Below are 13803 nucleotides of genomic sequence, written 5' to 3' on the forward strand. Positions count from 1 at the left end.
TATTCTACAAAAATAAGTATTAATTTTTAACTATTCTAAATAAAGCATTATATTTGCCAAAATTTTTACTCTATGAAGAAGAAGGTGCTTTCCGTTCTATCATTATCCATAGTATTATGGATGAGTGCACAAGAAAAAGATTCTCTTAATCAGAAGAAAATAGAAGAAGTTGTCGTTACAGGGCAATATACCCAGCAATCTATTAATAAATCTATTTATAAAGTTGAAGTAGTTGATGCAGAACAAATTAAAAGAATGGCTGCCACCAATGTAGCCGACGTTCTGAATCAAAGCTTAAATATTCTTATCACATCAGATCGTAACTCAGGTAATTCTACGGCAAGTCTTATGGGACTAGGTGGAGAATATACTAAAATTCTGGTAGATAATATTCCTATCGTTGGAGATATAGGTCTAGGAAATAATATAGATCTTACAAAACTGAATGTAAATAATGTTGAACGTATTGAAATTGTAAGAGGCTCCATGGGAGTAGATTACGGAAGTAATGCAGTAGCAGGGGTTATTAATATTATTACCAAAAAGAATAGCACCAAAAAGTTGACCCTCAATGCTTCTGTACAGGAAGAAACGGTAGGTAAAGAGTATGATTTTTATAAAAAAGGAGAAGGAAGACATATACAAACATTGAACATAGGGTATAATATTGATGAACACTGGTATGTAGGGGCAAATATTAATCATAATGATTTTCAGGGATTCAAAGGAACTCAGGAAGGATATAAATATTTTGGACAAGATAAAAAAAGAGGATATCTGTGGCAGCCTAAAGACGTATTGAATGTTGATGGTATTGTACGATACAGTAAAAATAAAACGTCCATATTCTATAAATTCGGTTTTGTCAGCGAAAAGCTGAACTATTATAATCCAATTGTTGGAGAACTTTATTTAGGCGAAGGAAACAGAACTTATGTTTCTACAGACAGAGATTACCTTACTACAAGATATGTGAATCAGCTTAATGTTCAGACGAAGTTAGGGGCGATCAATTATACCGGAGATTTTTCTTATCAGACTCAGGACAGAAAATACAGAGATTTCACCTATGACGTTCCAAAACGTGAGGTAAGAGGTGATAAGAATGAGTACCAGTCATACAACAAAGCAGATATTATTTATTCAAGAGGAGTTTTCAGTAATTTCCTTGATAATGATAAAATTGATTTCCAGTTAGGATACGAATTAGATCATACTTCAGGTTATGCAGGATCTATTGCAGGAAGTTTTGCCGGAAATAATGTGACCAGAAAAATATTCAACTATGCAAATTTCATTTCTGCGGAGTGGAATGCAAACAAATGGTTATCCATTCGTCCCGGTTACCGTCTTGCACTTAGTGATAAATTTGATACCCAGCATAACTACTCCTTAACGGTGAGAGGAAAGGCTAATGAAACTACGAATATCCGTTTGGTAGTAGGAAGTGCAAACCGGTTTCCAAATTTTGACGAACTGTATACTTATTTCGTAGATAGTAATCATGATATCCGGGGAAATGAAAATTTAAAACCTGAGGAAGGATTTACAGCTTCATTAAATGCAGACAAAAGGTTTAATGCAATCTCCGGATGGAATTTCAAAGTGGGAGCGAGTGCTACTTACATGAAGCTTAAAAACAGGATTGAAGAATTAATCGTTAATCAGCAGCCATTACAATATAAATATATCAATATAGATAAGTTTAAATCTTATTTATTTGAGGCCAACTTTAGTGCTCAGAAAGATCAGTTCACTTTAGCTGCCAATGCATCTTATTATGGAATTTCAAAAGAATTGTCTTCAGGTGCAGTAAAATCACCAACTGACTTTTTCTATACTTTTGAAGGGAAAGTTGCCGGAAGCTATACTTTACCAAAAGTCAATACCAATTTCTCATTGTTTTACAGATATGTAGGGAAACTTCAAATGTTCGTTCTTGTTCCGGACCTTGCAAACCCTTACTATGAAGTAGGAGAAAGAGGAAACTTCAATATGATGGACTTTATTGTTTCACAACCTTTCTTCAACAGGCATCTTGAAGTAAGTGCAGGTGTTAAAAATATTTTTGATGTATCATCTGTGAGAGATAGTACAGTTGCCGGTACTGCTCACGGTGCTGCAGATCCAACTTCTAATTTATTCTATGGCAGAAGTTACTTTGCCAGATTAAGTTATAACTTCTAAAATCTAAAAAATGAAAAAAATACTGGTTTATCTTTTACTAGGAGCGTCATTTATTTCTCAATCTTGCATCAATGATAATGAAGATCCGATAGCAATATCTAAGACGGATGGCTACGTTGTTGACCCTGCCGTAGGAGGACCCAGCCAGCCTAATCAGGTTTGGTTTGATTTGGGTACAAATACTCAGATGGTTACTAAAAGAACAGACTGGGACCTTGGCTTTTATTCAGGAAGTGAATTTAAAGTTATTCTCAATCCATCAATTATGATGGGAGCTGGAAAAATTGCCAATGCAACCAATATAGATTTAGTTAAAGAATCAGATGTTACTGCCTTAATGAACCAGGTACAGGTAGCCAATTATAATCCTGCCAATATTAGCTATATTGATGATGTTACCGGAAATTTCCCATCTGGTTATACTGCCATAGAAGAGATTAAGGTGATCGATGCTGATAACCCTGTTTATTTAGTTAATATGGGTAAAAATATTTTTACAGGTACAGTTCCGTTAGGTACAGTTACTACAGGAGGAGACAGCAGAGGCTGGATGAAAGTACAGGTAGTAAGACAGGGAGATGCTTATAAAGTAAAATATGCAGAACTTAATTCTACAACGCATACTGAAGTGGTGATTAATAAAAACTCAGCATATAATTACAGCTTTTACAGCTTAAAAAATAAAACAACAGTTACTGTACAGCCGGAGAAGAAAAATTGGGATATTTGTTTCTCTGTATTTGTTAATTCAATCGCAGGAGCAGGTAGTTATATTTATGCAGATTTTACAACGATTAATAACCTTGGTGGAGTTGGAGCTTATGAAGTGAAAGTAACTGCACCTACAACAGGAGCAGCTGCATTTACCAATTTTAAACTTTCAGATATTGATAAATCAAAATTTGTTTATAAAGATCAGCGGGTGATTGGTGGCAACTGGAGAGAAGTAGGACCGGATGGATATCAGGTAAAAGGTGATGTTTTCTACGTAATTAAAGATGCAGAAGGGTATTATTTCAAGTTAAGATTTACCAGATTAACCAACGAAAAGGGAGAGCGTGGATTCCCGCAGTTTGAATACAAACCTTTATTTTAATCAATTTAAGAAATCAAATAATAGTATATCATGAAAAAATTCATTCTTGCAGCCTCTGTTCTTGTAGCAGTATACTCTTGCAAAAAAGCAGAAGGCACAGCAAAAGAAAATACAACAGAAGCAGCTTCGGAAGCGCCGAAAAGCAACAATAAAATTGTAACATTAAACGGTGGAATTACCGAGATCGTAAGCGCTTTGGGCCACGAAAAAGAAATCGTTGGAACAGACGTTACCAGTACTTATCCTGCCTCTTTAAAGACTACAGCAAAAGATTTGGGACACGTAAGATCAATGACCATTGAACCTATTATGGCGGTAAGCCCTACTTTGATTCTTGCTTCTGATAAAGATATCAATCCTGAATTATTAGGTAAAATAAAGTCTTCAGGGATTAAAGTTGACGTTTTTAAACAGGAATACACTGTTGACGGGACCAAAAAATTAATCGAAGAAGTTGCGAAAGCCCTTGGAAATACTGAATATCAGAAATTAAATGATAAAATTGACGCAGACCTTAAACAGGTTCAGCCAATTGCTAAAAAGCCGAAAGTATTATTCATCTATGCCAGAGGTAATATGCTGATGGTATCAGGTAAAAATACACCTATGGCATCATTGATCACCCTTGCAGGTGGAGAAAATGCAGTAAATGATTTCGAAGATTTCAAACCATTAACTCCTGAAGCAGTTGTAAAAGCTAATCCAGATGTATTATTCTTCTTTGAAACAGGCCTTCAGGGAGCTGGAGGAAACGAAGGCGCCCTTAAAATGCCGGGAGTTTCCCAGACCAACGCAGGGAAAAATAAAAAGATCATCGCAATGGATGGAGGTTTAGTATCAGGTTTCGGACCTAGACTAGGAGAAGCAGCAGTAGGATTAAACAAACTTTTAATTGAAAACGCAAAGTAAACTATACTTTTATCTTATTATAAGTGCCATATTGCTGGTTATTCTGGCAGTGGTGGCACTTTATATTGGGGTCTATGATTTTAATGGTGTTTCGCCGTTTACGGTTTTAAGCCAGTTTATTAAAGGAGATCCCGCTCTGTCATTGAGTGATAAATATGTTATATGGGAAGTAAGAACTTCCAGAATTATTATGGCCATTCTGATAGGAAGTATGCTTGCCGTTTCCGGGACTACACTGCAGGGACTTTTTAAAAACCCACTGGCAACAGGAGAGGCAATCGGGTTAACATCAGGAGCAACACTATTGGCTGCATTTGCTATTGTTTTGGGAGGGCATTTTAAAGAGTATCTTCCTGAAATTGTACAATTCTCATTAGTAGGTATTTCTGCTTTTATAGGAGCTTTACTGGCGATGATGCTGGTGTACAGGATCTCTACCAGTGCAGGAAAAACAAATGTTGTCATGATGCTGTTAAGTGGTGTTGCCATTACTTCTATCGGCTTCTCTATTACAGGATTTCTTATTTATATTTCAAAAGATGAACAATTGAGAGATCTTTCATTCTGGAATATGGGAAGTCTTGCAGCAGCTACCTGGACCAAAAATATCGTTTTGGCAGTAGTCATTGTCATTTCTTACACCGTCCTGCTCCCAAAAGGAAAGGCACTCAATGCAATGATGCTGGGTGAAAAAGATGCTCAGCATTTAGGAATTAATGTAGAAAGACTGAAAAAGCAGATCGTAATTATTACCTCTTTGATGATAGGAACCTGTGTGGCATTTTCAGGAACTATTGGATTTGTGGGTCTTATTGTACCTTATATTTTAAGACTTTTATTTAAATCCAATTATGTGTTTATATTACCATTGTCAGCAGTTCTGGGCAGTATTTTACTTTTGATTGCCGACACTATCAGCAGAAGTATTGTGGCACCTTCAGAACTTCCTATTGGTATTCTGACCTCTTTGATCGGAGGACCTATTTTTATTGCTATTTTAATTAAATTTAAAAAATCACTCTAATGATTAAAGCACATCAGATCAATTACCATCACCGGAATTTTAAAATTCTGGATAGTGTTGATGTCTCTTTAGATTACGGTGAATTTTTAGCAATCGTAGGACCAAATGGAGCAGGAAAATCAAGTCTTCTGAGCATTTTGGCAAATGAGGTAAAAGATGGTAAATCTAAAATACTATTTAAAGATAAACCTATCGGAGATTGGGAAGTGAGAGAATTGTCTCAGCATAAAGCTAAGTTTTCCCAGCACAATTCCAATGAAATTCCTTTACAGGTAAAAGATGTTGTCATGATGGGAAGGTATCCGTATTTTGATGCCCAGCCCGGAAAAGAAGATCTTGAAGCCATGAACAATATGATGTATGAAACCGATATTTTTCATTTGAAAGAAAGGGAATATAACACCCTTTCAGGAGGAGAAAAACAGCGTGTACATCTTTCAAGAGTAATGGCTCAGCTGCAGAATGAGATCACCCACAAATTAGTTTTTTTGGATGAACCTTTGAATAATCTTGATATAAAACATCAGTACAAAGCACTGGAGATCATTAAGAACTTTACTAAAAAAGCCAACAGTGCTATTGTTGTTCTGCATGATCTGAATCTTGCCGCACAGTTTGCAGATAAGATTTTATTAATGAAATCAGGAAAAGTTTCTGCCTATGGAACCCCGGAGGAAGTGTTTACTGCAGATAATATCAGCAAAGCGTATAACTTTCCATGTACCATATGCGGACATCCTATTACTAATAACCCAATGATCATTTTTGGATAACCATGGAAAAAGAAGAACTAAAAATCCTTGCACAGAATCTTGCCAATCCTCAGGGTGATAAAGGTATTGAGATCGGTGAAATGATGAATGCCACTAACATCGGAATGACGTTAGAAAGTATCAGAACACTTCTGATTGAAGACAATGAACATATTCTTGAAATAGGTCACGGAAATGCAGGCCATCTGAAAAATATTTTAAAATTAGCCGCCAATTTGAAATATACAGGAATTGATGTTTCCGAAACAATGTATAACGAAGCCAGAAAATTGAATAAGGAATTCAGCAGCCAGGCAGACTTTATATTGTATGAAGGAACAAAACTCCCTTTTGAAAATGAAGTATTTGATAAGATATTTACAGTCAATACCGTCTATTTCTGGGAAAATCCAGTAGATTTTTTAAATGAAGTTTACAGAGTTTTGAAGGATGACGGAACTTTCGTTCTTACTTTCGGACAAAGAGAATTCATGGAGAAATTACCATTTACAGAATACGATTTTACATTGTATCATAATAATGAAATGGAAGAGCTGGTCTCTAAAACTCATTTTAAAAGAATGAAAATCTCTGAAAAGGAAGAAAATATAAAAAGTAAAACCGGAAACGAAACAATACATAGAATTTATACAGTTTTAACCATAAAAAAATAAAATAATGAGCACATTAGTTAATGATTTAAAGGAGAAATGGGAAGCTCTGAAAGCAGAAAATCCACATATAAGAATAAGAAATGCTGCCGCACAGTTAGAAGTAAGTGAGGCAGAATTGTTAGCAACAAGCATAGGTGATGGAGTAATTGTCCTGAACCCGGATTTTCAAGGTATCCTTACTGAAGCCGGGCAATTAGGAAAAGTAATGGCTCTTACACGTAATGATGAATGTGTTCATGAAAGAAAAGGAACTTACCTGAACGGAGATTTCAGCAGCCCTCATGCACAGCTTTTCGTAGGTGAAGATATCGATCTTAGAATTTTCCTTAACCACTGGAAATTTGCTTTTGCAGTAGTAGAAGGAGATAAGAAAAGTCTTCAGTTTTTCGGTAAAGACGGATTAGCTCTTCACAAAATTTACCTTACAAAAGAAAGTATCGGAGAAGTTTTTGATACCATCGTGGAAAAATTCAGGGCAGAAGATCAGAATCAGGTATTGACCTTTGAAGCTGTAGCTCCAAAGCAGGCAGAAAAAGCAGATGCTGATATTGATGTTGAAGGATTCAAAAAAGCATGGACAGAACTGAAAGATACTCACGACTTCTTTATGATGACAAGAAAATTCGGAGTAAGCAGAACTCAGGCATTAAGATTAGCTCCGGAAGGATTCGCTAAGAAAATTGATAATGCAAAAGTGGTAAACGTTCTTGAAGATGCTTCTGAAAAAAATACACCTATCATGGTTTTTGTAGGAAACAGAGGTATTATTCAGATCCACACCGGAAATGTAAAGAAAACACTTTGGCATCAGCAGTGGTTCAATGTAATGGATCCGGATTTCAACCTGCATTTGGATGTAACAAAGATTGCAGAAGCATGGATCGTTAAAAAACCAACTGAAGACGGTGAAGTAACAGCTATTGAAGTATTCAATAACGAAGGTGACTTTATTGTTCAGTTTTTTGGGAAAAGAAAACCAGGAATTCCTGAACTTCAGGAATGGAAAGATCTTGTTGCTGCGTTAGAGCAATAATAATTAGATGATTTGAATGGGGCCGTTTTGTTTGTAAAATGCAAAGCGGTCTTTTTTATTGTAAAAGGAAGAAAAAGCAAAATTGCAAACTCGCCGTTTACCGAAAAAAAATACATAATTTGTGATTAAAATTTGAACGATAAAAAAGATATAAAATGAAGAATATTTTCATAATGATTCTGCTGGCAGGTTTCTGTACTTTCAATGCACAGGATTTTAAAGCTTACCAGTTTTATGATAAGAAAGGAAAGGAAGTAAAGACAGATAAACTGATTAAGGAACTGGCTGATTATGATGTGGTCTTTTTTGGTGAAAATCATAACAGTTCTATCAATCACTGGCTGCAGCTGAAAATTACAGAGGCATTATACGAAAAGAAAAACGGTCAGCTTATTTTAGGAGCAGAAATGTTTGAAAGAGACAACCAGCCTCAGCTCAATCAGTATCTGAATGGGAAATTTGATGCTAAAACATTCAAAGATTCTGCCCGTTTATGGAACAATTATGCTACAGACTATAAACCTCTGGTAGATTTTGCAAAAGATAAAAAGTTAAACTTTATTGCAACGAATATTCCAAGAAAATATGCTTCACAGACCTCAAAAGAAGGACTTGAATCATTAAATAAACTTACCGATAAAGAGAAAACATATATTGCACAATTGCCTATTAAAGTCACTTTAGATACCCCCGGATATCCGGAAATGAAAAAAATGATGGACGACCATGCAGAAGGAACAAAAGTGATGAATTTTATTTCTGCACAGGCAACGAAAGATGCAACCATGGCAGAATCTATCCTGAAAAACTTCCAGGCTGGAAAAACTTTTATCCATTATAACGGAAACTATCACAGCAAAGAATTCGGAGGAATTTACTGGTATATCAAACAGAAAAACCCAAATCTTAAAATGGCAGTAATTTCTGTTTTTGAAGCTGAAGATCCAACATTGAAAGTACCTGCAAAAGACTATATCCCGACAGATTTTAATCTGATTATTCCAGCTGATATGACAAAGACTTTTTAATTTAAAACATGAATACGGCCGGGCTAAAGCCCAGCCGTATATTTTTAAAAAACAACGGCTTTAGCCAAAACATAAAATTCCAGAATTAGTCAAAGAATCTTAAATCTGAGCTTTAAGTATTATCATATTTGTGATACAATATTTACCTTTGTATTACATTCCATCAACATGAAGAAATTATCCGTTCTGTTCATCCTTTTTGCCGGCCTGATCAATGCTCAGAAATTAACATCAAACGAACTTGAAATTATCAATCAGGGAGATGTGAAAACCGCGTTACCCATCTATCAGACAACAGATGATCATCAGCATAGAACATTACTGAGTCTGTCTGCAGAAGCAGACCCCCTTGATGCTAATACAGCTACTCTGGTAAAAAGAATGAAAGAATCACTGCTTTCAACAGATGGAGGAGTAGGTATTGCAGCTCCGCAGGTAGGAATCAACAGAAGAATAATCTGGGTACAGCGTTTCGATAAAGAAGGATATCCCTTAGAATATTTTATCAATCCGGTAATTGTATGGAAATCTGATCTTCAAAATCTCGGCCCGGAAGGAGATCTTTCAATTCCTGATTTCAGAGATCAGTTTTATAGAAGTAAAGTTATTCAATTGGAATATGTGGATTTGAAAGGACAGAAATATACAGAAATAGTGGAAGGATTTACAGCCGTTATTTTCCAGCATGAGATCGACCACCTTTTCGGAATCCTGATTTCCGATAAAAAGGAAAAAGAGAAAAACAACTCTTACAAAAAGGTAGATGCCTATCAGAAAAGCGATGTGAACAGGAGATAGATTTTCAGATAATAATATAATAAGTTTCTAGAAAAAAGATAAGTTAAATAAAAAGCCACGGTATAGTGTTAATTACCAAATGGTTTTTGAGTACTGCAGGTGATGTTTTTTCCGGGATTCACTCCAAAATATTTACAAAAGTAGCGGTAGTATTCATAACGGTATTCTGTCTTGGGTTGTGTGGTAGATTGTCCGCATTCAATACCGCCATTAATGATATTTACAGTAGTGCCAAAACCAGAGGTTCTTCCACTTTCTTTATCCTTTTCAGTGGGCTGCCATTTTCCGGTCATCACATCATGGCAAGAAGGTTTAGGTAGTTGAGGCGTCATCCAGAACCAGATGGCAGAAGCAAAAGATAAAACATTGTTGTTGGCTAGAAGTCCGGGACTTTTTAAAAGTATATTTTTATCACCAAACCAGGCTTCACTAAATTGCCCGTAGTTGTAATTCCAGCTGAGTTGTTTAGGACCACGACCATAATAAGTTTGTCCTGCTACCGGAGGGTAGTTGACCTTAGAAGCATCAGAATAATTATTCTCACTCCCCTTATTATTTTCTTCGATAAAATAAAGCCCCCATTTATAATAACCTCCTGGAGCATTATCCCAGCCACCGCTCGTTTCCTGAGCAATATTGGCCAAAAATGCAGCGAGCTCTCTCTTCTGATCTTCCTGTGTTCCTTCATTCAGAAAAATGGGGAAGTGGGTTGTCGCTTTTATAAATGCCCGGTAAGAATAAAAGTCCTTGTGGCTGCTTTCTTTTCCCTGTATATTATTCCTGTTGGGAAATAGCAAATTCCAGGTTTTAGCATCTATAAGTCGGGTAATATGCTCAGCTATTTTAGGATCACTAATCTGTTGTAAAGAATTATTTCCTTGGTTTTTTTGTGCATAAGACTGGTTGTAAGAAGCCAAAATAAGTCCTAAATAAACTGTCACTGTTGGTAGTGTTCTCATCATTTATATATTATATATTGGATTCCTTCCTTTGTTAAAAACTTAAATAGATGGGCTGTTGTGAATAACCTGCCGATTTCTCATATAAGCTTTGACGAGGGGTTAGGACTTTTATTATTTTTTTATAGCTTTTGACAAATCTGCACAGTACAAATATATAAAATTCATATCTCTTTATTTATCAGTTGCTTCAAAAATAAAAAGGAGCTGTTTCCATGGAAACAGCTCCTTTCATTATAACTATGCTTAAAAAAATTGGATTAACCGTTGTTAGTTACTGATAACTTCACTTCTATATTATTTCTGGTAGCATTAGAATAAGGACAGATCTGGTGTGCCTTTTCTGTCAACTCCTGTGCCTCTTCAATAGAAACTCCAGGGATGTTCACATCAAGCTCTGCAGCCAGTCCGAAACCACCATTTTCAAGTTGGCCAATGCTTACCTGTGCCGTTACTGTAGTTTCTCCCGTCTTTACTTTAGAAAGACTGATTACTCTGTTCAAGGCACTATCGAAGCATGCAGAATATCCTGCTGCAAAAAGCATTTCAGGATTAGTAAAATCATCATTTGCTCCTCCTAAACCTTTGGGCATTCTTACCTCAAGATCCAATACTCCGTTTTCACTTTTTACATGACCGTTTCTGCCTCCTTTGGCAGTAACCTGAGTTGTATATAATGTTTTCATTTATTTTTCTATTTTGTTTAAGATTTTTAAAACTGTTTCTTTAAGCTGTAAAAGTTCTTCCGGCTGAATATCGATTTTTTTCTGAATTTTTCCGGGAATCTCACAAGCCTTTTCACGAAGCAGATGACCAGCTTCATTTAAAAATACTTCAACCACTCTTTCGTCTTCTTTCTTTCTTTTTCTTACAATAAGTCCTTTTGCCTCCAGTCTTTTAAGAAGAGGAGTCAAAGTACCACTGTCCAGAAACAGCTTCTCACCGATGTGTGTTACGGTAAGCCCGTCACCTTCCCATAAAACCATCATCACAAGATATTGAGGATAGGTGAGATCAAGTTCATCAAGAAAAGGACGGTAAAGCCCGGTAATCTCTTTGGCGATCACATATAAAGGAAAGCAGATCTGGTTTTCTAATTTGGGTGTTTTCGGATTTTCCATAAGTTTTAAGTACGAAGAGTTGATGAAGGTATTACATTTTTATGATAAACTCATCCATTGGAACTCTGACTTTTTTCATAGAAGACAACCAGTCGTTGGCTTCGTCACGGTATCCAAGGTATAGAAGGCTTACACTTTTTAGGCCTAATTGGTTTAATCCCAGTACTTCATCTACAACCTGGTTGCTGAATCCTTCAGCCGGAGTACTGTCTATTTTAAGTTCTGCTGCCTGTGCAAGAGCAATTCCTAAGGCAATATAAGTCTGGCGGGCAGTGTGTGCGAAATGTTCTTCAGGAGTTTGTGCTCCGTACATCTCTTTGATTTTGTCTGTATAACTGCTGAAACGTCCTCTTGGAAGCTCTCTTACATCCGTATGATGATCGTAAACTTTGTCAATTTTTTCATTAGAATAGCTGTCCCAGGCTGCGAAAACAAGAACATGAGAAGAATCTCTCATCACTTCAGGATTCAATGCTCCTGCCACCATTTTCTCTTTCAATTCCTGATTTTCCACTACAATGATTCGGAAAGGCTGTAATCCCGATGAAGTAGGAGCAAGTCTTGCAGATTCTAAAATAGTGTTAAGATCTTCTTGTGAAACTTTTTTGGTTGGGTCATATGCTTTTACAGCGTGTCTCCAGTTTAGGTTTTCTATTAATGACATTTTTTTCTTTTTTAAATTAAACTACTTGGTGATTATTCATCTTTACATTCTAAAGTAAACATGAAATGATAATGCAAATATACAATTTTTTAAATTGCGTGCAATTTAATTTTAAAAAATTTAATTGTGCATGTTGAAAATTAATTAAACAACTTTTTTGTTGGTTAATTAATTTTTGGTTTATCTTTGCCATCAAATAAAGTTTGTATGATCAATAATGAGTGGAAAAGGAGAATTACCATTTTATGGATTGGGCAGTTTTTTTCTCTGATAAGCAGTTCGGCAGTAGGCTTTGCAATTATTATATGGTTGAGTCTAAAGACAGGTTCTGCTGAAATATTGGTTTTTGCGGCAATTGCAGGTTTGCTTCCCCAGGCTTTGATAGGTCCGTTTGCCGGAGTATATGTAGACCGATGGGACCGTAAAAAAACAATGATGCTTGCTGATGGTTTTGTTGCTGCCTGTACATTGGTGATGTCTGTCAGTTTTTATATGGGGTATGAAAATATTGAATTGGTCTATATTATATTGGGGTTGCGTTCTGCCGGTTCCGCATTTCATATGCCGGCTATGCAGGCTGCTATACCGTTACTGGTTCCCAAAAAAGAGTTGCTGCGTATTGCCGGGATAAGCCAGATTATAAAATCAGTGTCCAATATTGCCGGACCAGCGCTGGGAGCTCTGGCTGTAGGTCTTTTAACTATCGGAAATGTTCTGCTGCTGGATATTGCAGGCGCAGTATTAGCTATAGTCTCCTTATTTTTCATTTCGGTTCCTTCACCAGGGTGGGAAAAGAAAAGTTCATCAAGTCTGAAAATGATGTGGGAAGATATGAAAGGTGGATTTCTGGTCGTTATCAGAAATAAAGGACTGAGCTTTCTATTCCTTTACTCTATTATTGCAGGATTTTGTATTATGCCAATTTCAGTACTGTTCCCTCTTATGACAATTGAAAATTTTAATGGCGGAAAATTTGAAATGAGTGTCATAGAAAGTACCTGGGGAATAGGAGCATTGATCGGAGGAGGAATACTCGGAATTTGGAAACCTTCCGTACGTAAAGTTATTATTGTGAATATATCCCATATCTTAATAGGACTTTCCTTTTTATGCTCAGGCCTGTTGTCATCGGAAAAGTTTTTGCTTTTCGTTGTTTTAACGGGGCTTGGCGGAGTTGCTGCTTCATTTTACAGCTCAGGATTTACGGCTATAGTACAGGAAGAAGTACATTCCGGGATGTTGGGGCGTGTGTTTGCGATGTATTTTAGTATAGAAGTGCTGCCCACTATGCTGGGGCTTGTTTGTACAGGCTTCATTGCAGATTTGATTGGAATTGGCTCAGTTTTCGTGATCTTGGGGTTCATTATTTTCTTAGTTGGGATTGCTTCTTTTTGTACCCCGGCCCTAATGAATTTGAACAAAGAAAAAAGCTCATAAAAGACAGGACGAACCAGAAGAAATAGCGAATGCAGTTCTTTTTCTGGCCTCAGAAGAAGCTTCCTATATCCATGGAGCAGAAATAAAAGTAGATGCCGGAATTTCTGTGATAAGATAAACC

The 13803-nt window shown here is 36.4% G+C and carries 14 protein-coding genes and 1 pseudogene; 11 read left to right on the top strand and 4 right to left on the bottom strand.

The genetic code is table 11. From position 1 onward, the window contains the following. Positions 1-72: 72 nt before the first annotated feature. The 9 genes from LF887_RS07465 (at position 73) to LF887_RS07505 (ending at position 9501) form a co-directional block, all read left to right on the top strand. Positions 73-2187, top strand: a complete 2115-nt coding sequence (locus LF887_RS07465; protein WP_236858406.1) for a TonB-dependent receptor plug domain-containing protein — start codon at positions 73-75, stop codon at positions 2185-2187. A gap of 10 nt (positions 2188-2197) precedes the next feature. Further along, on the top strand, positions 2198-3283 hold the full coding sequence (locus LF887_RS07470) for an HmuY family protein (protein ID WP_236858407.1): 1086 nt from the start codon (positions 2198-2200) through the stop codon (positions 3281-3283). A gap of 30 nt (positions 3284-3313) precedes the next feature. Then, entirely contained in the window at positions 3314-4192 is an 879-nt protein-coding gene (locus LF887_RS07475) for a hemin ABC transporter substrate-binding protein (protein WP_236858408.1), read from the top strand. After that, complete coding sequence (locus LF887_RS07480; RefSeq protein WP_236858409.1) at positions 4176-5216, top strand: FecCD family ABC transporter permease; 1041 nt, start codon at positions 4176-4178, stop codon at positions 5214-5216. The genes LF887_RS07475 and LF887_RS07480 overlap by 17 nt, the downstream gene beginning before the upstream one ends. Further along, positions 5216-5989: a heme ABC transporter ATP-binding protein gene (locus tag LF887_RS07485; protein ID WP_236858410.1), complete on the top strand. Its 774-nt coding sequence runs from the start codon at positions 5216-5218 to the stop codon at positions 5987-5989. The genes LF887_RS07480 and LF887_RS07485 overlap by 1 nt, the downstream gene beginning before the upstream one ends. Before the next feature lie 2 nt (positions 5990-5991). Beyond that, positions 5992-6642 carry a class I SAM-dependent methyltransferase gene (locus tag LF887_RS07490; RefSeq protein WP_236858411.1) on the top strand — a complete coding sequence of 217 codons (651 nt, stop codon included), beginning with the start codon at positions 5992-5994 and terminating at the stop codon, positions 6640-6642. 4 nt (positions 6643-6646) lie between these two features. Then, the gene (locus LF887_RS07495) at positions 6647-7675 is read left to right on the top strand and encodes a hemin-degrading factor (protein WP_236858412.1); all 1029 of its coding nucleotides are present in this window, start codon (positions 6647-6649) and stop codon (positions 7673-7675) included. A 155-nt stretch (positions 7676-7830) separates the two neighbouring features. Next, entirely contained in the window at positions 7831-8703 is an 873-nt protein-coding gene (locus LF887_RS07500) for a ChaN family lipoprotein (RefSeq protein ID WP_236858413.1), read from the top strand. A 168-nt stretch (positions 8704-8871) separates the two neighbouring features. Continuing rightward, positions 8872-9501, top strand: coding sequence for a peptide deformylase (locus LF887_RS07505; RefSeq protein ID WP_236858414.1), 630 nt, complete (start codon positions 8872-8874; stop codon positions 9499-9501). Positions 9502-9569: 68 nt separating this feature from the next. Here the strand turns inward: LF887_RS07505 and LF887_RS07510 are convergent, their stop codons facing one another. The 4 genes from LF887_RS07510 to LF887_RS07525 form a co-directional block, all read right to left on the bottom strand. After that, entirely contained in the window at positions 9570-10463 is an 894-nt protein-coding gene (locus tag LF887_RS07510) for a chitinase (protein WP_236858415.1), read from the bottom strand. Positions 10464-10720: 257 nt separating this feature from the next. Further along, positions 10721-11146 (bottom strand): organic hydroperoxide resistance protein, encoded by a 426-nt coding sequence (locus tag LF887_RS07515; RefSeq protein ID WP_236858416.1) that lies wholly within the window; start codon positions 11144-11146, stop codon positions 10721-10723. Continuing rightward, positions 11147-11581 (bottom strand): MarR family winged helix-turn-helix transcriptional regulator, encoded by a 435-nt coding sequence (locus LF887_RS07520; RefSeq protein WP_236858417.1) that lies wholly within the window; start codon positions 11579-11581, stop codon positions 11147-11149. It abuts the gene before it with no gap. Between the two features lie 31 nt (positions 11582-11612). Continuing rightward, positions 11613-12245: an NAD(P)H-dependent oxidoreductase gene (locus LF887_RS07525; protein ID WP_236858418.1), complete on the bottom strand. Its 633-nt coding sequence runs from the start codon at positions 12243-12245 to the stop codon at positions 11613-11615. Between the two features lie 207 nt (positions 12246-12452). On the opposite strand from LF887_RS07525, the gene LF887_RS07530 reads away from it, so the two are divergent. Then, positions 12453-13682: an MFS transporter gene (locus LF887_RS07530; RefSeq protein WP_236858419.1), complete on the top strand. Its 1230-nt coding sequence runs from the start codon at positions 12453-12455 to the stop codon at positions 13680-13682. Next, a pseudogene (locus LF887_RS07535) lies at positions 13681-13800 on the top strand (SDR family oxidoreductase); the annotation flags it as partial. The gene LF887_RS07530 and the pseudogene LF887_RS07535, both read left to right, overlap by 2 nt. Between the last annotated feature and the right edge of the window lie 3 nt (positions 13801-13803).

It is taken from the genome of Chryseobacterium sp. MEBOG06 (assembly GCF_021869765.1).
Taxonomy (GTDB): Bacteria; Bacteroidota; Bacteroidia; order Flavobacteriales; family Weeksellaceae; genus Chryseobacterium.